Annotated in this window: 20 protein-coding genes and 2 tRNA genes; 3 read left to right on the plus strand and 19 right to left on the minus strand. The window is 71.7% G+C overall.

Features of this window, described 5'->3' with window-relative positions; genetic code table 11:
- Window positions 1-80: 80 nt before the first annotated feature.
- From DEJ19_RS11395 to DEJ19_RS11425, 7 genes are all read right to left on the minus strand, one after another.
- On the minus strand, window positions 81-3809 hold the full coding sequence (locus tag DEJ19_RS11395; RefSeq protein WP_111233061.1) for an AAA family ATPase: 3729 nt from the start codon (window positions 3807-3809) through the stop codon (window positions 81-83).
- A 31-nt stretch (window positions 3810-3840) separates the two neighbouring features.
- The gene (gene mutM / locus DEJ19_RS11400; RefSeq protein WP_111233062.1) at window positions 3841-4812 is read right to left on the minus strand and encodes a bifunctional DNA-formamidopyrimidine glycosylase/DNA-(apurinic or apyrimidinic site) lyase; all 972 of its coding nucleotides are present in this window, start codon (window positions 4810-4812) and stop codon (window positions 3841-3843) included.
- A gap of 4 nt (window positions 4813-4816) precedes the next feature.
- Window positions 4817-5542 (minus strand): ribonuclease III, encoded by a 726-nt coding sequence (rnc, locus tag DEJ19_RS11405; RefSeq protein ID WP_173034235.1) that lies wholly within the window; start codon window positions 5540-5542, stop codon window positions 4817-4819.
- A 13-nt stretch (window positions 5543-5555) separates the two neighbouring features.
- On the minus strand, window positions 5556-5759 hold the full coding sequence (gene rpmF / locus DEJ19_RS11410) for a 50S ribosomal protein L32 (protein WP_017888273.1): 204 nt from the start codon (window positions 5757-5759) through the stop codon (window positions 5556-5558).
- 55 nt (window positions 5760-5814) lie between these two features.
- Window positions 5815-6387, minus strand: coding sequence for a YceD family protein (locus tag DEJ19_RS11415; protein WP_071405664.1), 573 nt, complete (start codon window positions 6385-6387; stop codon window positions 5815-5817).
- Window positions 6388-6538: 151 nt separating this feature from the next.
- Entirely contained in the window at window positions 6539-7024 is a 486-nt protein-coding gene (coaD, locus tag DEJ19_RS11420) for a pantetheine-phosphate adenylyltransferase (protein ID WP_110863963.1), read from the minus strand.
- Between the two features lie 37 nt (window positions 7025-7061).
- Entirely contained in the window at window positions 7062-9290 is a 2229-nt protein-coding gene (locus DEJ19_RS11425) for an ATP-dependent DNA helicase RecG (RefSeq protein WP_258377384.1), read from the minus strand.
- Between the two features lie 97 nt (window positions 9291-9387).
- Between DEJ19_RS11425 and DEJ19_RS11430 the strand changes: the two genes are divergently transcribed.
- Window positions 9388-9948, plus strand: a complete 561-nt coding sequence (locus DEJ19_RS11430) for an RsmD family RNA methyltransferase (protein ID WP_110863961.1) — start codon at window positions 9388-9390, stop codon at window positions 9946-9948.
- A gap of 18 nt (window positions 9949-9966) precedes the next feature.
- Here the strand turns inward: DEJ19_RS11430 and thiL are convergent, their stop codons facing one another.
- Window positions 9967-10962, minus strand: a complete 996-nt coding sequence (gene thiL / locus DEJ19_RS11435) for a thiamine-phosphate kinase (protein ID WP_111233063.1) — start codon at window positions 10960-10962, stop codon at window positions 9967-9969.
- A gap of 24 nt (window positions 10963-10986) precedes the next feature.
- Here thiL and DEJ19_RS11440 point away from each other — a divergent pair, with 24 nt between their 5' ends.
- Complete coding sequence (locus tag DEJ19_RS11440) at window positions 10987-11469, plus strand: DUF3515 family protein (protein ID WP_111233064.1); 483 nt, start codon at window positions 10987-10989, stop codon at window positions 11467-11469.
- A 100-nt stretch (window positions 11470-11569) separates the two neighbouring features.
- On the opposite strand, the gene DEJ19_RS11445 is transcribed toward DEJ19_RS11440, so the two are convergent.
- The 6 genes from DEJ19_RS11445 to leuC all read right to left on the minus strand — a co-directional run bounded on the left by DEJ19_RS11445 (window position 11570) and on the right by leuC (window position 18061).
- On the minus strand, window positions 11570-12652 hold the full coding sequence (locus DEJ19_RS11445) for a D-alanine--D-alanine ligase family protein (protein ID WP_111029139.1): 1083 nt from the start codon (window positions 12650-12652) through the stop codon (window positions 11570-11572).
- A gap of 59 nt (window positions 12653-12711) precedes the next feature.
- Window positions 12712-13725 carry an NAD(P)H-dependent glycerol-3-phosphate dehydrogenase gene (locus DEJ19_RS11450; protein WP_110864055.1) on the minus strand — a complete coding sequence of 338 codons (1014 nt, stop codon included), beginning with the start codon at window positions 13723-13725 and terminating at the stop codon, window positions 12712-12714.
- Window positions 13726-13804: 79 nt separating this feature from the next.
- On the minus strand, window positions 13805-14629 hold the full coding sequence (locus tag DEJ19_RS11455) for a lysophospholipid acyltransferase family protein (protein WP_084741194.1): 825 nt from the start codon (window positions 14627-14629) through the stop codon (window positions 13805-13807).
- A gap of 5 nt (window positions 14630-14634) precedes the next feature.
- Window positions 14635-16002: a UDP-N-acetylglucosamine 1-carboxyvinyltransferase gene (murA, locus tag DEJ19_RS11460; RefSeq protein WP_111023958.1), complete on the minus strand. Its 1368-nt coding sequence runs from the start codon at window positions 16000-16002 to the stop codon at window positions 14635-14637.
- Complete coding sequence (gene leuD / locus DEJ19_RS11465; RefSeq protein WP_111023957.1) at window positions 16002-16598, minus strand: 3-isopropylmalate dehydratase small subunit; 597 nt, start codon at window positions 16596-16598, stop codon at window positions 16002-16004. Before leuD ends, murA begins: the two co-directional genes overlap by 1 nt.
- Complete coding sequence (gene leuC / locus DEJ19_RS11470; protein ID WP_110863956.1) at window positions 16598-18061, minus strand: 3-isopropylmalate dehydratase large subunit; 1464 nt, start codon at window positions 18059-18061, stop codon at window positions 16598-16600. Before leuC ends, leuD begins: the two co-directional genes overlap by 1 nt.
- Before the next feature lie 202 nt (window positions 18062-18263).
- Here leuC and DEJ19_RS11475 point away from each other — a divergent pair, with 202 nt between their 5' ends.
- Entirely contained in the window at window positions 18264-19331 is a 1068-nt protein-coding gene (locus DEJ19_RS11475; protein ID WP_181441510.1) for an FUSC family protein, read from the plus strand.
- 381 nt (window positions 19332-19712) lie between these two features.
- Here DEJ19_RS11475 and DEJ19_RS11480 read toward each other — a convergent pair whose 3' ends face one another.
- From DEJ19_RS11480 to DEJ19_RS11500, 5 genes are all read right to left on the minus strand, one after another.
- The gene (locus DEJ19_RS11480; protein ID WP_027465908.1) at window positions 19713-20318 is read right to left on the minus strand and encodes a histidine phosphatase family protein; all 606 of its coding nucleotides are present in this window, start codon (window positions 20316-20318) and stop codon (window positions 19713-19715) included.
- Window positions 20315-20704 (minus strand): fluoride efflux transporter CrcB, encoded by a 390-nt coding sequence (gene crcB / locus DEJ19_RS11485; RefSeq protein ID WP_111233066.1) that lies wholly within the window; start codon window positions 20702-20704, stop codon window positions 20315-20317. Before crcB ends, DEJ19_RS11480 begins: the two co-directional genes overlap by 4 nt.
- Window positions 20701-21147 carry a fluoride efflux transporter FluC gene (locus tag DEJ19_RS11490; protein ID WP_111233067.1) on the minus strand — a complete coding sequence of 149 codons (447 nt, stop codon included), beginning with the start codon at window positions 21145-21147 and terminating at the stop codon, window positions 20701-20703. Before DEJ19_RS11490 ends, crcB begins: the two co-directional genes overlap by 4 nt.
- A 106-nt stretch (window positions 21148-21253) precedes the next feature.
- Window positions 21254-21329, minus strand: a tRNA-Glu gene (locus tag DEJ19_RS11495).
- Between the two features lie 33 nt (window positions 21330-21362).
- Window positions 21363-21438, minus strand: a tRNA-Glu gene (locus DEJ19_RS11500).
- Between the last annotated feature and the right edge of the window lie 5 nt (window positions 21439-21443).

The following is a 21443-nucleotide window of genomic DNA, read 5'->3' on the forward strand; positions in this document are numbered from 1 at the left end:
CCGGACGCACCTGACAGAACGGGAGGCGCGGTGCCAGCTGGCACCGCGCCTCCCGTCTGTCGTGGTCGCGACCAGGACGCCTACGCGACCGCGTCCGCCGGCTCGCGCTTCTGCACCCGCTGGCCGACGACGGCCGAGACGCCGTCCTGCCGCATCGACACCCCGTACAGGGCGTCCGCGATCTCCATCGTCCGCTTCTGGTGCGTGATGACGATGAGCTGGGACGACTCGCGCAGGCGCTCGAACACGGTCAGCAGGCGGCCCAGGTTGGCGTCGTCGAGTGCCGCCTCGACCTCGTCCATGATGTAGAACGGCGACGGCCGCGCGGTGAAGATCGCGACGAGGAGCGCCACCGCCGCCAGGGACCGCTCGCCGCCGGACAGCAGGGTCAGGCGGTCGATCTTCTTGCCGGCGGGCTTCACCTGCACGTCGATCCCGGTGCCGAGCAGGTCGGTCGGGTCGGTCAGGTTGATGGACCCCGAGCCGCCCGGGAACAGGATCGGGAAGATGACGTCGAATGCTTCCTTCGTGTCGTTGAACGCGGACTCGAAGATCGTCTGCATCTTCGTGTCGAGCTCGTCGATGATCGTCAGCAGGTCTGTCCGGGTCTTCTGCAGGTCCTCGAGCTGCTCGGCGAGGAACGCGTGCCGCTGCTCGAGCGCCTGGAACTCCTCGAGCGCGAGCGGGTTCACCTTGCCGAGCTGCCCGAGGTCGCGCTCGGCGGCCTTGAGTCGGCGCTCCTGCTCGGCACGGACGTAGGGCACCGTCTCGACGTCGGCGGGGTCGACCTCGTCGGTGGTGTCGAACTCGGGCAGCGCGGGGCCGCCGGGCAGGGTGGACTCGGCGTCGACGAGGGCCACGTCGTCGGTTTCGGGGCCCGCGTCTGCCGCAGCTTCCTCCGGCTCGGTCACGCCCGCGGCCTCGGCGGCTGCAGCCGCCGCCGCGCGCTCCGCCTCGCGGTGCTTCCGCGCGCGCACCCGCGGGTCCACGAGCACGTCGACCGGCACCGGCACGTGCGGCCCGTACTCGGCCACCAGCACGGCCTCGGTCAGCCCGAGCTCGCTCTGCGCCCGGTCGAGGACGCCGGACACGTGCAGCTTCTTCTCGTAGATCTCCATCTCGAGCGAGTGCACGCCGTCGGTGATGGTCTGCAGGCGGTCCCGGAGTTCGCGCTCCTCGTTGCGGATGGTCTGCAGCTCGGTGTTGCGCTTCGACCGCTCGGCTTCCTCGGTCGCCAGCTGCACCCGGGCCTCGGCCAGCGAACGGTCGACCGCACCGAGCACCCCGGGCAGGTCGGCGAGCACGGCTTCCGCGGTCCGGATCTGGCCGCGTCGGATGACGGCGAGCCGGGCGGCCTCCTCGGCGGCGGCGCGCTCCGCCTCGAGCTGGCGTTCGAGCTGGTCGGCGCGGTTCCGTTCGGCGCGCACCCGCTCGCGCACGGTCTCGACCTGGATCCGCTGCTCGACCTCGGCCGCACGTGCGGCTTCGAGCGCGTCCTGCAGCGCGGGACGCTCAGACGCGTCGACCACGGGACGCTCCTGCTCGGTGAAGGCCCGGTGCGCCGACTCGGCCTCGGCCAGCACCGCCTCGGCGGTCTCGACGGCGCCGTCGGTCTCGGCCAGCGCGGCACGCAGCCGTTCGACCTCGGCCGCGGCGTTCTCCGCCTTCGCCCGCGTCGACGCACTCGTGCGGTCGTACTCGGCCTTCGCCCGCGTGTACGCGCGGGATGCTGCGTCGGCCTCGTCCGCACGGCGGCGTGCGTCCTCGACGGCACTGCGTGCGGCCTGGAGGCCCGTGGCCGCGTCCTCGGCGTCGGTCGCGATCGCGTCGCGGCGCGTCACGGCGTCGTCGCGCTCCGCGACGAGCTCGATGCGCGAGGTCACGCGCTCCCCGCCGCCGGTCACGCGGACCGCGCGGACGAGGTCGCCGGACCGCGTGACCACCGTGGCGTGCGGGGCGGCCGTGAGCACCACCTCCAGGTCGAGGTCGTCGGTCTCCGCGACCAGCGTGTCCCGCAGGATCGACGCGAGCGCCGGCGGTCCCTGCACCAGGTCTGTGGCACGGCGGACGCCGGCCGGCAGGGTCTCGGGCAGGGCGGTGGTGACGGACGCGGCGTCCGCGACGACGACGTCGATCCGGCCGAGGTCAGCAGCGCGGGCGTGGTCGACGGCGTCGAGCGCTGCACCGCGGTCGTCCGCGAGGACGGCGTCGGCGAGTCCCTCGAGCGCGGTGGCGATCGCGGCCTCGAACCCGGGCGAGACCGCCAGGCTGTCGGCCAGGCGACCGACGATGCCCGCGCGACCGGCGTCGATCAGGGCCTGCGAACCGTCGCGGACCTCGATCGACATGCCGAGCGCGGTGACCCGGGCGTCGAGGGCGTCCCGCTCGCGTTCGAGGGCGTGGAGGCGGTCGCGCTGCTCGTCGCGCGTGGTCTGGGCCCGTTCGAGCTCGGCGCGCGCCTGCTCCAGGGTCTGCGCGAGCGCGGTCTCGTCGACGCCCTCGGACGGGTCGACACCGAGTTCGGCGAGGGCCGCCGCGGCACGCTCGGCACGCTCCCCGGCCTCGGCCAGAGCCCGCTCCCGCCGCTCGCGGTCGGCGACGGCGGAACCGCGCTTCGACCGGGCGACGTCGACGGCGCTGGCGAGCCGCTGCGCCTCGAGGTCGTGCTGCGAGACCCGGGCTGCCTGGGCGGCGATGCGTTCGTCCAGGGCGTCCAGCGCGGCGCGTGCGTCCTGCACCGCGCGGGCGGTCGTCGCCGAGCCGCCCAGCATCTCGTCGGCGCGTGCGGCGAGGCGGTCGGCCTCGGCACGGACCCCGGCGACCTGCTCCTGGGTGACGGTCGGGCCCTGCTGTGGCGCGTCGGCCTGCTGCGCGAGGAACATCAGGCGCTGGTTCGCCAGGCTCGACAGGCCACGGAGACGCTCCTGCACGCTCTCGAGCCGGTGCACGACGGTGCGGGCGCGGTCGACGTCGTCGCCGACCATGCTCTGCTCGACGTGCTGCTGGCGCACCCGGGTCTGGTCGAGCCGCTCGGTCAGGACGATGCGCTCGGACTTGCGGCCCGCCTCGACCTCCTGGTGGTCGTGCAGCTCGCGGCGCAGGCGCACCACGTCGTCGGCCAGGATTCGGGCCTTGGCGTCGCGGAAGACCGCGGCCACCGACTGGGCCTTCCGTGCCACCTCGGCCTGCCGCCCGAGGGGCTTCAGCTGCCGCCGGATCTCACCGGCCAGGTCGGACAGGCGGGTCAGGTTCGTCTGCATCGCGTCGAGCTTGCGGAGGGTCTTCTCCTTGCGGCGACGGTGCTTCAGGATCCCGGCGGCCTCCTCGATGAAGCCGCGGCGGTCCTCCGGGGTGGCGTGCAGCACCTTGTCGAGCTGCCCCTGCCCGACGATCACGTGCATCTCACGGCCGAGACCGGTGTCGCTCAGCAGTTCCTGCACGTCGAGCAGCCGGCAGTTCTCGCCGTTGATGGCGTACTCACTGCCGCCGTTGCGGAACAGCGTGCGCGCAATCGTCACCTCGGAGTACTCGATCGGCAGCAGGCCGTCGCTGTTGTCGATGGTCAGCAGCACCTGGGCCCGACCGAGCGGACCGCGGGTCGAGGTGCCGGCGAAGATGACGTCCTCCATCTTGCCGCCGCGCAGGGTCTTCGCGCCCTGCTCCCCCATCACCCAGGCCAGGGCGTCCACCACGTTCGACTTGCCGGAGCCGTTCGGGCCGACGATGCACGTCACGCCCGGCTCGAACGCGAACGTCGTCGGCTGCGCGAAGGACTTGAACCCCTTGATGGTCAGGCTCTTCAAGTACATGCGGTCTCCGGATGCTCTGGTTGGCGTCAGGCTAACGCGTGCGGGCGCGGGGACGGGGTTGGCACACGGGGCAGATGTGGCTCGACCGGTTCATGAAGGCCTCGCGCACGATCGTCGTGCCGCAGCGTGGACACGGCTTCCCCTGCTGCCCGTAGACGTTCAGGCGCTGCGAGAAGTACCCGGACTGCCCGTTGACGTTGACGTACTGGGCGTCGAAGCTCGTGCCGCCGTCCTCGAGCGCCCGGCGCAAGATGGCGCGGACCTCGTCGAGCAGTCGTCGCAGGTCGGCACGGGTGAGGCGGTCGGCGGCGCGGTCGTAGTGCAGCTTCGCGGCCCAGAGCGACTCGTCGGCGTAGATGTTGCCGATGCCGCTCACGACGCCCTGGTCGAGCAGCACCCGCTTGATGCCGCTCGAACGCTTCCGGGCCATCGCGGTGAACCGGTCGTCGTCGAACGCGGGGTCGAGCGGGTCACGGGCGATGTGCGACACCTGCCCGGGCACCCAGCGGCGCCACACGGCATCGGGGTCGATCGCGTCGACCTGCCCGCCGAACCCGGCCGGAGCACCGTCGATCGTCGGCACCATCGCGTCGATCGCCATCGAGCCGAACGTGCGCTGGTCGACGAACTCGAGTTCCACGGGGGGCTCCGCAGCACCCGAGCGGTCGGTGCCCGCGGGCTGCACGTCGATGAGGATCCGCCGGTGCTTGGCTGCCGGTCGCCCACGACCGAGCAGGATCTGCCCGCTCATGCCGAGGTGGGCGACGAGTGCCTCGGGGCGGGCCCCGTCGTGCTCGGGCTGCAGCGGCATCCAGAGGAACTTGCCCCGGCGGACGGCCGCGGCGATCGTGCGACCGGTCAGTCGGTCGACGAAGTCCTCGGCGGGGCCGTCGTGCCGGGTGAGGGCACGGTCGTCGACCACGTCGACGTGCAGGACCCGCGCACCGCTGACGGCGGGTTCGAGGCCGGCGCGGACGACCTCGACCTCGGGGAGTTCGGGCACGCGGTCAGGCCGCTCGGCCGGACAGCCGGGTCCAGGCGTCGAGCGCGGCGGCCATCTCGGCGGCCTTCTTGCTCGACCCGGTGCCGGTGGCGATGTCCTCGCCCTGGAGGACGACCGTCGCCATGAAGGTCTTGTCGTGGTCCGGGCCGGTCTCGGTGACGCGGTACGCCGGGTTGCCGAGCGAGCGGCTCGAGGCGAGCTCCTGCAGGCTCGTCTTCGGGTCCATCGCGGCGCCGAAGCGGTCCGGGTCGATCATGAGCGGTTCGACCAGACGGAGCACGAGCTCGGTCGCCGGGTCGGGACCGGCCGACAGGTACGTCGCGCCGATGACGGCTTCGACGGTGTCGGCCAGGATCGACGACTTGTCTCGGCCGCCGGTCTGTTCCTCGCCCTTGCCGAGGCGCAGGTAGCGGCCGAGCCCGATCATCCGGGCGATCTCGGCCAGCGCCACGGTCGACACCAGGCTCGCTCGACGCTTGGCGAGGTCACCCTCGTCGAGGTCGGGGAACGACCGGTAGAGCTTCACGGTCACGGCCTGGCCGAGGATCGAGTCCCCGAGGAACTCGAGGCGCTCATTGTGCTTGATGCCCCCGTGCTCGTAGGCGTAGGAGCGGTGCGTCAGGGCGAGCTGGAGCAGCTCGAGGTCGATGTCGGCCCCGAGGATGCCCTGCAGACGAACGACGTCCGGCCCCGCGGGGCGAGACCCCGCAGCGCCGGACGTTGTCGTCATGCGTTCGGTCCGATCAGACGTCGGCGACCTTGCGGCCCTTGTACTCCATGTACAGGGGCGTGCCGGCCGAGTCCTCGACGACCTTCGCGCGGTGCGGGAGGCTGTAGGTGACCTGACCGTTCTCGATCGTCTTCACGAGCTGGATCGGCGTGGCCTTCCACTGCGAACGACGGGCGTGCGTGTTCGCACGGGACTGCTTGCGCTTGGGAACGGCCATGGTGAATCTCTTTCGGTTGGTCGGTGGTCGGTACGGGGGCTGGCGGTGTCGGGACCTACTCGGTCTCGGCCCGCTCCTCGCCCTCGGTGGTCTTCGGTGCGGTGGTGTCACCGTCGGTGCTGTCGTCGAGCTCGATCGCGCTGAGCGCTGCCCAGCGGGGATCCAGCACCTGACGAGCGGGCTGCTCGCCGAGGTCGGCCAGACGCTCGCCCGTCACCGGGTCGAGTCCTGGGCAGTCCGGTCGGCAGACCGGCTGGAACGGCAGCGACAGCACCACCGCATCTCGAACGACCTGTTCGGTGTCCACGTGGTCATCGCGAACGAAGAAGTCGAAATCCTCCGAGGCATCATACGCGAACAGCTCGGCGAAATCGACCTCGATCGGTTCGCTGATGTCGATGAGGCAGCGCGAGCACTCCCCCGTGGCGTCGGCCGAAGCGTGTCCGGACACGAGGACGCCCTCGTGCAGGCCTTCGAGTTTGACGTCGATGTGCAGTTCGGCACCCTGTCGGACGCCGATCAGACCGGCCCCCATCGCGTCGGGCACCTCGATGTCGAGCGAGTGCTCGCGCATCTCACCCGGCCGGTGCGCGAGGTCGCGCACGCGCAGGGCGTAGGGGCTGTTCACGGGGGAAGACACGATCGACAAGCCTAGCGCGATCGGGGCCGAGAGTCGAGGTGGCGACAGGCGTGTCCGGACGCGGTGGGCGCAGTGCGGGTGCTTGTCGGACTGGGCGGACTGGCTGGGCGCGTACAGCGGGCGTGCTCAGCGAGCGTGCTCAGCGGGCCGCGAGCGCGTCGGCGACCGTCTTCGGCACGTAGGGCGTGACGTCACCGCCGAGGGACGACACCTGGCGGATCAGCGAGCTCGACACGTGCGCCCGCGACGCCTCGGGCAGCAGGAACACCGTCTCGACGTCGGCCAGGTGGCGGTTCATGATGGCCATCGGGGTCTCGTACGCGACGTCCTCGCCGGACCGCACGCCCTTCACCAGGACCTTCGCCCCGACCTGCCGGCAGTAGTCGACCAGCAGCCCGGACGTCCACTCGCCGACCGTGACCGTCTCCGGCGCGCCGACCTCGACCAGCGAGTCCTTGATGAGCCGCACCCGGTCGACGGCCTCGAACATCGCCGGCTTCTTGTCGGGGTTGTGCACCACGAGGACGTGCACCTCGTCGAAGAGCCCGGCCGCGCGGCCGATGACGTCGAGGTGCCCGAGGGTGACGGGGTCGAAGGAACCGGGGACCACCGCGATCTGCGCCATGGCAGCGACGATACCGCGCGGGCCGTCGGGCTCCGGGTCAGTTCTTGCCGAGGAACGCCGCGTCGGACTCGTCGAGACGCCGGGCGAGGGCGTCGCGGAGGGCCGGGGACCCCTCGAGCTCGGGATCGGGTTCGAGCACGCGCTCCGCTTCTCCGCGCGCGTCGACGATGAGGTCGGCGTGCTCGACCACCCGGAGCAGGTTGAGCGAGGACCGCCCACCGGACTGCCGTTCACCCAGGACGTCGCCCTCGCGCCGGAGCTCGAGGTCGACCCGGGCGAGCTCGAACCCGTCGTCCGAGGCGGCCACGGCGTCCACGCGCTCGCGCGAGGTCGTCTCGAGCTCGGCCGTGGTGACGAGCAGGCAGACACCGGCCCACTGCCCACGACCGATGCGGCCGCGGAGCTGGTGGAGCTGCGAGACCCCGAACCGGTCGGCGTCGAGGACGGCCATCATCGCCGCGTTCGGCACGTCGACCCCGACCTCGATCACGGTCGTCGCGACGACCACGTCGAGGTCGCCGGCGGCGAAGGACGTCATCACGCGGTCCTTCTCGTCGGCGGTCATCCGGCCGTGCAGGACCGCGATCGAGCGCCCTTCGAGCACCGGCATGGTGCGCATCCGCTCGGCGGTCGCGAGCACGGTCGCCGGGGCGCGCTTCGGGGTGTCGTCCTCGCCCTCGGCCGGCTCCGGCTCGCCGTCGTCCTCGGTGTGGGCGTCGTCGATGGCGGGGCAGACGACGAACGCCTGGCGGCCCTTGGCGAGTTCCTCGGCCATGCGGGACCAGATCCGGGGTTCCCACCCGGGGTGCTCCGCCAGCGGGACCGTGAAGGTCTCAACGCCGGCGCGCCCCGACGGCATGCCCGTGATGGTCGAGACGTCGAGGTCGCCGAACACCGTCATCGCGACGGTGCGCGGGATCGGCGTCGCGGTGAGCACGAGCACGTGCGGCGGGGTCGTGCCCTTGGTGCGGAGGGCCTCGCGCTGCTCGACGCCGAAGCGGTGCTGCTCGTCGACCACCACGAGCCCCAGCTCGGCGAAGTCCACCCGGTCGCCCAGGAGCGCGTGGGTGCCGACGACCAGCCGTGAGCTGCCCGACACCGCCGCGAGCAGGGCCCTTCGACGTTCGTCAGTGGACTGCGACCCGGTCAGGATCACCGGTCGGAGCTCGGCGGCCAGGTCCGGCCCGAGGAACTTCACGATGGAGCGCAGGTGCTGGGCCGCCAGCACCTCGGTCGGGGCGATGAGCGCGGACTGGCCGCCGGACTCGGCCACCGTGAGCATCGCCCGGATCGCCACGAGGGTCTTGCCCGAACCGACCTCGCCCTGGATCAGCCGGTGCATGGGCCAGGTGCGGGCGAGGTCCTGGTCGATGTCGGCACCGACGGCCCGCTGGTCGTCCGTCAACGTGAAGGGCAGGGTGGCGTCGAAGCGCTCGAGGATGCCACCGGGGGCGGCCACGCGCGGGGTGGCCGCGGTGCGACGGGCCGCGATCCGGCGCTGCACCAGGGCGGTCTGCAGCACGAACGCCTCGCGGTAGCGCAGGGCGTCCTGCGCGCGCTTGAAGTCCGCGACCTTCTCGGGGCGGTGCAGCAGCTCGAGGGCACGGCGGAACGGCACGAGATCGAGCCGGGACCGCGCGGACGCCGGCACCGGGTCGGGCAGGTCCGGCAGGGTGTCGAGGACGATCCCGATGGACTTCGCGATCTGCCAGGACGTGAGCGAGGCCGTCGCCGGGTAGATCGGGATCGGCTGGCGCGACCACCGGATCGCTTCGTCGGAACCGGGCTCCGCCGTGGCGCGGGGGTCGTCGGGGTCGAACAGCTCGTAGTCCGGGTGGGCGAGCTGCCGGGCACCCCGGTAGTCGCTGACCTTGCCGGAGAAGATGCCCCGGGCGCCGGGGACGAGGTCCTTCGTGCGCCACCCCTGGTTGAAGAACGTGAGGGTGAGCAGGCCCTTGCCGTCGCCGATCTTCGCTTCGAGGATCGAGCCGCGGCGCGCGCGCATGGTGCGTTCACGGACGTCGACCACCTCGGCCACGATGGTGACCGGTTCGCCGATCGCGAGCGAGTCGAGGGCGGTCAGTGCACCACGCTCGGCGTAGCGGCGGGGCGCGTGCTCGAGGAACTCCCCCACCGTGCGGTAGCCGAAGGCCTTCTCGATCGCGGTCGCCGTCCGACCGCCGAGCACGTTCGCGAGCCGCGCGTCGAGCGGCGCCGGACCGAGGTCGGGCGCGGCCGGCGCAGCGGGGGTTCCGGAGGTGACCACGCTCCAACGGTACCGGGCACGACCGACCCCACCCGTGCCTCCCGAGCGGCCTGTGGAGAACGCCGGACCGGACCCGCCGGGCCGATACGGTGGCTGCATGACCCGCATCATCGCCGGCGCCGCCGGCTCCCTGACGCTCCGGGTGCCGAAGTCCGGCACCCGCCCGACGAGCGACCGCGTGCGCGAGGCGCTGTTCTCGTCGCTCGAGGCACGGGGGCTCGTCGAGGCCACGTCGGTGGCCGACCTGTACGCGGGGACGGGCGCGCTCGGGCTCGAGGCGGCCTCGCGCGGTGCGGCCGAGGTCGTCCTGGTCGACCGGGCGTCCGCCGCCGCGCAGGCCTGCCGGGCGAACGCGAAGGCCGTGCAGCAGCGGGTGCCGGGCGTCCGGATCGACGTGCAGCCGCAGCCGGTGCTCGGGTACCTGCGCGGGACCGTCCGCACCTTCGACCTGGTGTTCATCGACCCGCCCTACGACGTCACCGAGCACGAGCTCGCCGAGGTGCTCGAGGCCCTGTCGCCGAAGCTGACGCCGGATGCCGTCGTCGTGGTCGAGCGGAGCAAGCGCTCCCCCGAGCCCACCTGGCCGGCGGGGCTCGCGCCGTTCAGCAAGCGCAGCTACGGCGAGACCGTCGCGTGGGAGGCCGTCGCCGCCGGCTGAGGCAGCCGGTCAGCGCCGTCAGCCGGCGGCACCGTCCCAGTCGGCGTAGGGGTCCCAGCCGGTCGTCGGCACCGCGGCACCGGCGCGCAGCAGGTCCGCGTCGCCGCGCTCCCGCACGACACCGATGCGCCGGAAGCCCCCGGGAAGGACCGCGTCGGCCGGGAACGTGGCGAGCAGTCCGTGGTCCTCGCCACCGTGCAGCGCGACCTCGTCCAGGTCGGTGGCGGCATCGAGTTCGAGCGTCACCCGGCTGGCACGGGCGAGCCGACCGGCGTCGATCGCCAGGCCGTCGGACAGGTCGAGCATCGCGGTGGCCCCGGCCCCGGCCGCGAGCGGCCCGTCGGCGATCGGGGGCACCGGGCGGCGCTGGCGTCCCACGTCGGGGTCGACGTCCGCGCCGCTCGCGACCGTCGCGGCACGGTCCGGCTCGCCCCGGCCGTCGACGCCCTCGCGGAACAGCCGGGACAGCCCACGGGCGGCACGTCCGAGCTCGCCGGACACCGCGAGCACGTCGCCGACGGTCGCACCCGACCGGAGCACGGGCGCGCGGCCCAGCAGGTCACCGAAGGCGGTGACGGCCACCGTGAACGTCGCCGAGGTGGAGAGGTCTCCCCCGACGACCCCGCACCCCGGCGCGAGTGCGTCGACGGCGAGCCGGAAGCCGTCGGCGATGCCCTCGAGGACGGCCACGGGGGTGCCCTGCGGTGCAGCGAGAGCGATCACGAGGCCGCTCGGTACAGCCCCCATCGCGGCGACGTCGGAGAGGTTCGTGGCGGCCGCCTTCCAGCCGATGTCCGTCGGCGACGACCACGCCCACCGGAAGTCCGGACCGTGCACCATCATGTCCGTCGTGACGACGAACCGGCCGTCCGGAGCGGCGACGACGGCGCAGTCGTCACCGGGGCCGAGGATCGGCGTGCCCGCGGGCAGACGGCTCGTGATCCGGTCGAGGACGACGAGTTCGCCGAGCTCCCCCACCGTCGGTCCGGCCCAGGCGTCGTCCGTCGCATCCACACGAGAACGGTAGCCTGGACGGCGATGGACACCGCGCGCCGCACCCCTCGCACCCTCGCGATCGTCGGGGCCGTGATCACCCTCGCCGCCGGACTGACCGGGTGCACGAACGCCGTGTCGATGTCCGCAGCCCCCTCGGCGAACACAGCGGCGTGCGCTGCCGTGCAGGTCCGACTGCCCGCGACCGTGGACTCGAAGTTCGACCTGCGGAACACGAACGCGCAGGCCACGGCAGCCTGGGGCGACCCCGAGGTGGCGATCTACCACTGCGGTGTCGCCGTCCCCACCGTGTCCGACCTGCCGTGCTTCTCGCAGGGCGGCGTCGACTGGATCCGCGACGACCGCGGCGACCAGGTCGTCTACACGACGTTCGGTCGGTCACCGGCTGTGCAGGTCGTGGTCGACTCGACGAAGACCACGTCGGTGGTGCAGGAGCTGTCCGACGCCGTGTCGTCACTGCCGAAGGACGGACACGAGTGCCTCGACCCCGCCGACGTGCAGGGCTGACGCCCGGCTGGCGCTCGCGCGCCGACCGAGCCAGCACGGCCTGGTCAGCACGGCCTGGTCAGCACGGCCTGGTCAGCGAGGCCTGGTCAGCACGGCCTGGTCAGCGGACGGCGGCTCGACCCAGCTCGATGAGCTCGGTGATCAGCTCGCCGTAGGACACCCCCGACGCCGCCCAGCAGCGCGGGTACATCGACAGCGGCGTGAAGCCCGGCATCGTGTTGACCTCGTTCACGACGAAGCCGTCGTCGGTCAGGAAGCAGTCGACACGGGCGAGCCCGGAACCACCGATTGCCTCGAACGCGCGGGCACCGATGGAGCGGATCTCGTCGGTCTGGTCGTCGGTCAGCGGTGCCGGGCAGAGCAGCGACTCGTCGCCGCCCAGGTACTTCGAGGCGAAGTCGTAGAAGCCGTCCTCGGCCACGACGATCTCGCCCGGCAGGCTCGTGCGCGGCACACCGTCACGACCCTCGAGCACGGCGACCTCGACCTCGCGGCCGATCACACGGGGCTCGACGATCACCTTGGAGTCGTGCTCGAAGGCCAGGTCCATGGCGGCACCCAGCTGCGAGGGCTCGTCGACACGTGAGACACCCATGCTCGACCCGGCGCGGGCCGGCTTGACGAACAGCGGCCAGCCGTGCGCGGCGATCGTCTCGGCGACGTCCACCGGGTCGGCCGCCCACTGCCGGCGGAGCACCGTGGTCCACGGTGCGACCCGCAGCCCGGCGTGCTCGAGCACGGCCTTGGCGACGTGCTTGTCCATCGCCAGGGCGCTCGCGAGCACGCCGTCGCCGACGTACGGCAGCCCGGCGATCTCGAGGAGGCCCTGGATCGTGCCGTCCTCACCGAAGGGGCCGTGCAGGATCGGGAACACCACGTCGACCGGGATCGCTGTGACCGTGCCGTCGGGATGGGAGACGACGAGTTCATTGGTGGCCGGCGACGTGGGGAACGCGATCCGCGTGCCGTTGTCGGGCACGGTGGGCAGCGCACCGTCGCGGATGGTCCACTGCGCCGGGTCGTCCGACTGCAGCGTGAAGGCACCGTCCTGGGTGATCCCGATCGGCACGAGGTCGTACTCGGCCCGGTCGACGACGTCCATGATGCCGCCGGCGGTCACGCAGCTGATCTCGTGCTCGCTCGAGCGACCGCCGAAGAGCACGGCGACGGTGGTCCTGGGCATGGGGGTTCCCTCGGGGATCGTGGGCACGGGAGTCCCTTCGTGACTCGGTGCGGGACCGGTCACTCGCCCTGCGGCTCGTCGGTCTCGGTGAGGTGCGGCGCGATGTTGCGCGGATCGAGCCTACCGGCGAGGACCTCGCCGACCTGGCTGACGATGGGCATGTCGACGCCGTTCGCCGCGGCCAGCTCGAGGATCGGGGCGACCGAGGCCAGCCCCTCCGCCGTCTGGTTCATCTGGCGGACGACCTCGTCGAACCGGTAGCCCTGGCCGAGCAACCGCCCGGCGGTGTTGTTCCGCGACAGCGGCGACTGGCACGTGGCGATGAGGTCGCCGAGGCCCGCGAGCCCGGACAGCGTGGACGACTGCGCGCCGAGCGACACCGCGAAGTCGGTCATCTCGGCGAGGCCGCGCGTGATGATCGAGGCCTTGGTGTTCTCGCCGTAGCCGACCCCGTCGACGATGCCGATCGCGACGGCGATGAGGTTCTTCAGCACGCCGCCGAACTCGGTGCCGATGACGTCGGTGTTGATGAACGACCGGAAGTACGGGTTCGTCGCGACGGCGGCGACGTCGGTGGCGGTCTCCAGCGACGACGACGACACCACGGCGGCGGTCGGCTGCCGACGGGCGATCTCGAGCGCCAGGTTCGGGCCGCTGGCCACGGCGATGCGGTCCTGGTCGATGCCGAGGCCCTGCAGCAGGACCTCGCTCATCCGCAGCCCCGTGCTCTTCTCGACGCCCTTCATCAGGCTGACGACCGGCACGTCGGCCGGCAGCAGCTCGCGGATCGCGGCGAGGTTGGAGCGCAGGGTCTGCGAGGGCACCGAGACGTACACCTGCGAGGCGCCCTCGAGCACGCGCTCGAGCGACGTCGAGGCGGTCAAGGTGCGGGGCAGGTTGATGCCGGGCAGGTAGTCCGAGTTGCGCTTGGTCTCGGTGATCTCGCGGGCGACCTCGGGGCGTCGGGCCCACACCACGGTGGAGGCACCGCCCTCGGCCAGCACCTTCGCGAACGTGGTCCCCCAGCTGCCGGCACCGATCACGGCCACCCGGGGCTTGTCGGTCGACTGCATGACCACCCGGATCGCGGCGGTGTCGAAGGCCCCCGGAGCCGCGGCGGCGGGGTCGGGTCGGTCGTCGTGGGGTCGGAGGTCACTCAAACCGGCCGGTCTCCTTCTGGTTGTTCGCCGCCGGGTCCCAGCGGGTCGCGGGTGCCCGTTCGCCACGGAGCACCTCGAGCAGCGCGGTGATCTCGCGCATGACGAGTTCGGTGGCCTCGCCGAGCATCTGCTGGTCGATCTGCCGACCGCGGTACGCCGACAGGTCGACCGGGTCACCGATGATCACATCGACGCGGGACGGCGGGAACAGCCGGAGCTTCTTGCCGTACCTGGCCATGATGTTCTGCGTGCCCCAGTGGGCCATCGGGATGAGCGGCACGTCGTTCTCGAGCGCGATCCGCACCGCGCCCGTCTTGCCGCGCATCGGCCACAGGTCGGGGTCGCGGGTGAGCGTGCCCTCGGGGTAGACGATGATCGCCCCACCCTGCTCGACCAGGGACCGTCCGCCCCCGAGCGGGTCGCTCAGGCGCGTCCGGCCGGAGCGTTCGACCGGGATCTGTCCCATGCCGGACATGAGCTTGCCGACCACCGGCACCTTGAACAGCGACGCCTTCGCGAGGAACCGCGGCGCCCGCTTCGAGATGTACACGGCGGTGCCGACGACCAGGGGGTCGATGTTCGTGAAGTGGTTCGGTGCGAGCACGAACGCGCCCTCCGCCGGCAGGCGGTTCGGGCCGTGCCAGTGGTAGCGCGCCGAGAACCGGAACGTCGGGATGACGATCGAGGCGACGATGCGGAACGCGGTGTTCAGCTCACCGCGGCGCCACCGGCGCCCACGCACGGGGAGGCCGGTCGCGACCTGCGCGTCGGAGCCGCCACGGGCCTCCAGACCGTCGCCTTTTCCTTCTGCCGGCACTGTGCCTACCCAGCGAAGTCGAAGTCGGCGCCGAGCTTGCGCAGCTTCGGGATGAAGTGCTCGTAGCCGCGGCTGATGATGCCGACGTTGGTGATGTGCGACTCGCCGTCGGCGGTCAGCGCCGCGATGAGGTGGCTGAACCCGCCGCGCAGGTCGGGGACGCGGACGTTCGCGGCGTGCAGCTTCGTCGGACCGGTGATGACGGCGGCCTGCTCGAACGGGCGGCGGGCGACACGGCGGTCGTGGCCGGGCAGCCCCTCCTTGTGCACGACGATGTCGGCACCCATCTCGTTCAGGGCGTCGGTGAAGCCGAAGCGGTTCTCGTAGACGGTCTCGTGCACGATGCTCTGGCCGTCGGCCTGGGTCAGGGCGACGATGAGCGGCTGCTGCCAGTCCGTCATGAAGCCGGGGTGCACGTCGGTCTCGATGACGACGGGCTTCAGGGTGTCCAGCTCGCGGTAGAACCGGATGCCGTCCTCCTGGATGTCGAACCCGCCGCCGACCTTGCGGAAGACGTTGAGGAACGTCATGAGCTCCTGCTGGTTCGCGCCCTCGACGAAGATGTCGCCGTTGGTGGCGAGCGCGGCGGAGGCCCAGCTCGCGGCCTCGTTGCGGTCGTTGATCGCACGGTGCGTGTAGCCGCGGAGCGACTCGACGCCCTCGATGAAGATGACGCGGTTCGGCTCGACCGAGACGATGGCGCCCATCTTCTGCAGGATCGCGATGAGGTCCATGATCTCGGGCTCGATCGCGGCGTTCCGCAGCTCCGTGACGCCCTTGGCGAGGGTCGCGGAGAGCAGGACCTGCTCGGTGGCGCCGACGCTCGGGTACGGCAGCTCGATCGAGGCGCCCTTCAGGCCGTCCGGGGCCGTCAGGTGGATGCCGTTGACCTGCTTGTCGACGACCGCACCCATGGCGCGGAGGGCGTCGAGGTGGAAGTCGATCGGACGGTCGCCGATGCGGCAGCCGCCGAGGTCGGGGATGAACGCCTCGCCGAGCTTGTGCAGCAGCGGACCGCAGAACAGGATCGGGATGCGGCTCGAACCGGCGTGCGCGTCGATCTCGGCGAAGTGCGCCGACTCGACCCGCGACGGGTCGAGGATGAGTTCGCCTCGTGCAGGATCGGTGATGCGCACGCCGTGCACCTCGAGCAGCCCGCGGACCACCTTGACGTCGGAGATGTCCGGCACGTCACGGAGGATCGACGGGGTGTCACCGAGCAGCGACGCCACCATGGCCTTGGTCGCGAGGTTCTTCGCCCCACGGACCTCGATGCGCCCCACGAGCGGCTTGCCCCCGCGGATGACGATCTCGTCCGACTTGAGGCCCACGCGCGCCCCTGCGGCCGCTGCGTCCTGTACGAGAGAGTTCACTACTTCACCGGCAATGTCTTCGGCCGCCAACTGGAGCGGCGGGATTCGAACTCCGTGATCGAGGTCTCGTCACGGAGGGTGAGCCCGATGTCGTCGAGCCCTTCCATCAACCGCCAACGAGTGTAAGCGTCGATCTCGAAGGGGACGTCCACATCCCCCAGCGACACGCGCTGCGTCACGAGGTCGACGGTCGCCTCGATGCCCGGGTTCGCCTCGATGGCGGCCCACAGGCGCTCGACTTCCGGTTCGGTCACGATCGCGGTGACCAGGCCCTGCTTGCCGGCGTTGCCCCGGAAGATGTCCGCGAACCGGGGCGAGATCACGACCGAGAAGCCGAAGTCACGGAGCGCCCAGACGGCGTGCTCGCGGGACGACCCGGTGCCGAAGTCGGGGCCGGCGATCAGGACGCGGGCGCCCTGGTAGCGCTCCTGGTTCAGGACGAAGTCGGGGTCCTGACGCCACCCGGAGAACAGGGCGTCCTCGAAGCCGGTCTTGGTGACGCGCTTCAGGTAGACCGCGGGGATGATCTGGTCGGTGTCGACGTTCGACCGCTTGAGCGGGGCCGCGATGCCGGTGACGGTGGTGATCTTGTCCATCAGAAGGTCCCCTCGGTGGTGGCGGTCTCGTGGTTCGTCACCGACGCCAGCGCGTCGTCGGTCTGCAGGTCCCACGGGCTGGACAGCGTGCCTCGGATCGCGGTGGCCGCGGCGACCAGCGGCGACACCAGGTGCGTGCGCCCGCCCTTGCCCTGCCGACCCTCGAAGTTGCGGTTCGAGGTGCTCGCGCAGCGCTCCCCCGGTGCCAACTGGTCGGGGTTCATGCCGAGGCACATCGAGCAGCCGGCGAACCGCCACTCGGCACCGAACTCGGTGATGATCTTGTCCAGTCCCTCGGCCTCGGCCTCGAGCCGGACGCGGGCGGAACCCGGGACGACCATCACCCGCACGCCGGGCGCCTTCTGCCGGCCCTGGATGATCGAGGCGAACGCCCGCAGGTCCTCGATGCGCGAGTTCGTGCAGGACCCCATGAAGACCGCGTCGACGGCGATGTCCTTCATCGGGGTGCCGGCGGTGATGTCCATGTACTCCAGGGCGCGGCGTGCGGCGGCCTGGTCGTTGGGGTCGCTGTAGGCGGCCGGGTCCGGCACGCTCTCGGACAGCGAGACGCCCTGGCCGGGGTTCGTGCCCCAGGTGACGAAGGGCTCGAGCTCGTCGGCGTCGATGAACACCTCGGCGTCGAACACGGCGTCGTCGTCGGTGGCGAGGGTCTCCCAGTAGGCGACGGCGTCGTCCCAGTCCTGACCGGTGGGCGCGTGGTCGCGGCCCTGCACGTAGTCGTAGGTGGTCTGGTCGGGGGCGACCATGCCGGCGCGGGCACCGGCCTCGATCGACATGTTGCAGATCGTCATGCGGCCCTCCATCGAGAGCGCACGGATGGCGGAACCGCGGTACTCGAGCACGTAGCCCTGACCGCCGCCGGTGCCGATCTTCGCGATGACGGCCAGGATGATGTCCTTCGCCGTCACCCCCGGACGCAGCGTGCCCTCGACCGTGATCGCCATCGTCTTGAACGGCTTGAGCGGCAGGGTCTGCGTGGCGAGGACGTGCTCGACCTCGGACGTGCCGATGCCGAACGCCATCGCGCCGAAGGCCCCGTGGGTGCTGGTGTGCGAGTCGCCGCAGACCACGGTGATGCCGGGCATGGTCAGGCCGAGCTGCGGGCCGACCACGTGGACGATGCCCTGCTCCTTGTCGCCCAGGGAGTGCAGCCGGACGCCGAACTCCTCGCAGTTGCGACGGAGCGTCTCGATCTGGATCCGGCTCGTCGGGTCCGCGATGGGACGGTCGATGGCCAGCGTCGGGGTGTTGTGGTCCTCGGTCGCGATCGTCAGGTCGAGGCGACGCACCGGTCGCCCGGCCTGCCGCAGGCCGTCGAACGCCTGCGGACTCGTCACCTCGTGCACGAGGTGGAGGTCGATGTAGAGGAGGTCGGGGTTGCCGTCCTCGCCCTTGACCACGACGTGGTCGTCCCACACCTTCTCGGCGAGCGTCTTTCCCATGAGCTCAGCCCTCCTCGTCCTCGTCGTTGCGCCGCGACCGCGGCGCGATCAGGCGACTCTACCATTGGTATACCAACGCGCGGCACCCCGCCCGCCGCGGGCCCGTCACCCCGCCGTCGCACGCCCATCACCCCGTGACGGCACTGCCTGGAGGCCCGTGGCGACTCCCCGACACCCGTCGCGGTGGGAAGATGGTGACGACATGACGACACCTGCGCACTCGACCCGGACCATCAACCTCGAGGGCGCGGCACGCGCCGCGATCGCCGGTGGCGCACCGCTCGCGCTGCTCATCGCCCTCGGCATGCCGGCGTACGCCGCCTTCGCCATGTTCGCCGGGTTCACCGCCATCTTCGGTGCGACCGAGCCCTACCGGCAGCGTGCCGTCACCACCGGCGTCGCGGGTGCGCTGCAGGCACTCTGCATGTTCGCCGGCATCGGGGTCGGGCTCGTCGGGTCGCCGCTCTGGCTGCAGGCCGTGGGTCTCGTCGTCGTCCTGGTGGTCGCGGTCTGCACCCTCTCCACGCTCCGGGCGATCCCCGCGCAGCCGATCTTCCCGGTGTTCGCGTTCGTCGTGTCCGCACTCGTGCCGATGCGCCCGGCCGACGTCCCGCTCGTCACGACGATCATCGTCTGCTCGGTGGTCTGGGCCTGGCTCGTCGCGATGTCCGGTGCGGTGCTCCGTCGGGTGCTCCACCCGCACGCCCCGCACCGGTTCCGCCCGCTGGCCGACCGCAAGCACCGGTCGCTCGCGGTCCTGGGGACACCGGCGCTGTGGGAGACCGTCGGGCTCAACGTCGTCGGGTCACTCGTCGCCGGTGCGGTCGCGGAGTCGATCCCCTGGCTCGGGCACCCGTACTGGGCCGTCATCGCGGTGGTGTCGACCCTGCCGGCGATCCGCCAGCGGCACACCGTGGTCCGCGCCGGGCAGCGTGTGGTCGGCACGATCGGCGGCACCGTGATCGCGGTCGGCATCCTGCTGCTCGAGCCGTCGGCGTGGTGGATCGTCGTGCTGGCCGTCGTCGGGCAGTTCTTCGCCGAGATCTTCGTCGCCCGGAACTACGCCGTGTGCCTGCTGTTCCTCACCCCGCTCGCCCTGGCGGTGTCGTGGCTGAGCCTGCCCGAGGCGCCGCAGCTGCTGGCGCTCGACCGCATCGCGCAGACCGTGCTCGGTGCTGCGGTCAGCGTGGGGCTACTGCTCGTCGGGCGCGCGATCGAGCGCCGGCGTGGCCGTGCCCTCGGTGCGACGAGCGCGATCCGCACCGTCTGACGCGCCTGGTCGTTCCGGGCGTCCCTGGTCGAACCGGGCGTACCGGGCGTACCTGGTCGAACCGGGCGTACCTCGTCGAACCGGGCGTACCTCGTCGAACCGGGCGTACCTCGTCGAACTGGGCATGCCTGGTCGAACCGGGCGTGCCTGGTCGAACCGGGCGTCCCTGGTCGTTCCTTTCGACCAGGTACGCCCGAATCCGCCTGCCATCGCGCGTGACAGGGGAAGCAACGTGCGCGGACGGCGGACGCGACCACTGCGTCCTGCGAAAGCGACAGATCGCTGCGGGACAACCGCGGGGATCTGTCGCTTTCGCGGACGGGACGGCACCGCGTGCCGCGGGTCTGTCGCTTTCGCGAGCCCGTCCACCCCACCAGCGCGTCAGTCGCGCGGCTGGATGTTCCAGGCGTCGATGACGGGGCGGCCGTGTTCGTAGCCGAGGATGCTGACCGAGGCGGTGCCGAGCTTCAGCACGGCGCCGTCCTGCGGCGCGAGTCGGATCCACGCGGCACCGAGCGCCCGCAGCACGTGGCCGTGGGCGATGAACACCGCGTCGTGGCCCTCGGCGAGCACCGGACGGGCGCGGTTCAGGATGCGCTCGACGCGCACCCGGACCTCGGCGGCGTTCTCACCGGGGGTGTCGCCGGCGGGGACGCCGTCTGTCCAGAGGTCCCACGGACCGTGGCGCAGCACCTTGATCTGCGGGGTGGTGAGGCCCTCGTACGCGCCGTAGTCCCACTCGTACAGGTCCTCGTCGAGCTCCGGCTCGACGCCGATCAGGTGCGCGGTGTCGCGGGCGCGCTGCAGCGGGCTCGACAGCGCCAGCGCGAACGACCGGTCCCCGAGGTACCGGCCCGCGCGCTTCGCCTGCTCGACACCGTTGTCGGTGAGCGGGATGTCGGTGCGGCCGGTGTGCTGCCCGCTCTTCGACCACTCCGTCTCTCCGTGACGGACGAGGACGAGTTCGCCGGGGCGTTCCGAGGTCATGAGTTCCTTCCGATCCAGAGGCCGAGCGCAGCTGCGCCGACCGAGACGACGAGCATCCCGAGGCCGTTCAGGACGGCGAGCCGGGTCTTGCCGGATCGGAGGAGCTGTACGGTCTCGACGCTCGCCGTCGAGAACGTCGTGTACCCACCCATCATGCCCGTCCCGAGCACAGCGACCGTCGAGGCGGGGATGGTGCCGGCCTGCCCGAGGCCCGTCAGGACCCCGAGCACGAGCGATCCGGACACGTTGATGAGCAGGGTCCCGACCGGGAACCCGGCGAACCGGGAACCGGCGATGCGGCCCTTGACGACGCCGTCGAGCACGAAGCGCAGGGCGGCACCGGCTCCTCCGCCGACGGCGACCAGGATCAGTTCGACCGGGCTCATCGGGCGTCCGGCAGCGGCTCAGGGCGGGTGCGGGGCCGGGTGGCCGCGGCGACCCACAGACCGAGGACGACCGCAACGAGTCCGAGCACGATCGACAGCAGCGCGTACCCGGTGCCCGCCGTCCAGCGGCCGAGGTCGAGCAGCTGCGCGGTGTCGTCCGCGAGCGTGCTGTAGGTCGTGAAACCGCCGAGCACGCCGGTGCCGACGAACAGCCGGACCGCGCGACGACGACCGACGTCGGGGCCGCGGCGCACGAGCGCGTCGAGCAGGAACCCGAGGCAGAACGCCCCGACGACGTTGATCACGAGGATGGTCCAGCTGATCCCGTCGTGCGCGGGGAACGCCGCTGCGAGGAGTGCGCGGACGGCCGTCCCGATCGCGCCGCCGAGGGCGACGAGGGCGACGAGCCTCCAGTGCAGGTGCGGTGGGCGTTCGGCGTGCATCGTGCTCCCGTCGCGAGGCGGTCGTTCCCCGGACGACGGGGACGATCCAGGCTAGCCGAGACGACGAAACCCCCGCCGAGCCGGAGCTGGACGGGGGTTTGCGTGCTGGTGACCCCAGCGGGATTCGAACCCGCGTTACCGCCGTGAGAGGGCAGCGTACTAGGCCGCTATACGATGGGGCCGCGGCTGTTGTCGGACTCGGAGCATGTCACCTGTGGTGACCCCAGCGGGATTCGAACCCGCGTTACCGCCGTGAGAGGGCAGCGTACTAGGCCGCTATACGATGGGGCCGTTCC

It is taken from the genome of Curtobacterium sp. MCSS17_016 (assembly GCF_003234255.2).
Taxonomy (GTDB): Bacteria; Actinomycetota; Actinomycetes; order Actinomycetales; family Microbacteriaceae; genus Curtobacterium; species Curtobacterium flaccumfaciens.

What these genes read in the sequence shown, in the direction of transcription:
- crcB (WP_111233066.1), bottom strand. Translation starts at nt 20,704, where the DNA reads ATGAGCCCGGTCGAACTGATCCTGGTCGCCGTCGGCGGAGGAGCCGGT.
- DEJ19_RS11430 (WP_110863961.1), top strand. Translation starts at nt 9,388, where the DNA reads ATGACCCGCATCATCGCCGGCGCCGCCGGCTCCCTGACGCTCCGGGTG.
- DEJ19_RS11490 (WP_111233067.1), bottom strand. Translation starts at nt 21,147, where the DNA reads ATGCACGCCGAACGCCCACCGCACCTGCACTGGAGGCTCGTCGCCCTC.
- DEJ19_RS11450 (WP_110864055.1), bottom strand. Translation starts at nt 13,725, where the DNA reads ATGCAGTCGACCGACAAGCCCCGGGTGGCCGTGATCGGTGCCGGCAGC.
- DEJ19_RS11445 (WP_111029139.1), bottom strand. Translation starts at nt 12,652, where the DNA reads ATGCCCAGGACCACCGTCGCCGTGCTCTTCGGCGGTCGCTCGAGCGAG.
- leuC (WP_110863956.1), bottom strand. Translation starts at nt 18,061, where the DNA reads ATGGGAAAGACGCTCGCCGAGAAGGTGTGGGACGACCACGTCGTGGTC.
- rnc (WP_173034235.1), bottom strand. Translation starts at nt 5,542, where the DNA reads ATGACGACAACGTCCGGCGCTGCGGGGTCTCGCCCCGCGGGGCCGGAC.
- DEJ19_RS11395 (WP_111233061.1), bottom strand. Translation starts at nt 3,809, where the DNA reads ATGTACTTGAAGAGCCTGACCATCAAGGGGTTCAAGTCCTTCGCGCAG.
- DEJ19_RS11480 (WP_027465908.1), bottom strand. Translation starts at nt 20,318, where the DNA reads ATGACCTCGGAACGCCCCGGCGAACTCGTCCTCGTCCGTCACGGAGAG.
- DEJ19_RS11440 (WP_111233064.1), top strand. Translation starts at nt 10,987, where the DNA reads ATGGACACCGCGCGCCGCACCCCTCGCACCCTCGCGATCGTCGGGGCC.
- rpmF (WP_017888273.1), bottom strand. Translation starts at nt 5,759, where the DNA reads ATGGCCGTTCCCAAGCGCAAGCAGTCCCGTGCGAACACGCACGCCCGT.
- coaD (WP_110863963.1), bottom strand. Translation starts at nt 7,024, where the DNA reads ATGGCGCAGATCGCGGTGGTCCCCGGTTCCTTCGACCCCGTCACCCTC.
- DEJ19_RS11475 (WP_181441510.1), top strand. Translation starts at nt 18,264, where the DNA reads ATGACGACACCTGCGCACTCGACCCGGACCATCAACCTCGAGGGCGCG.
- leuD (WP_111023957.1), bottom strand. Translation starts at nt 16,598, where the DNA reads ATGGACAAGATCACCACCGTCACCGGCATCGCGGCCCCGCTCAAGCGG.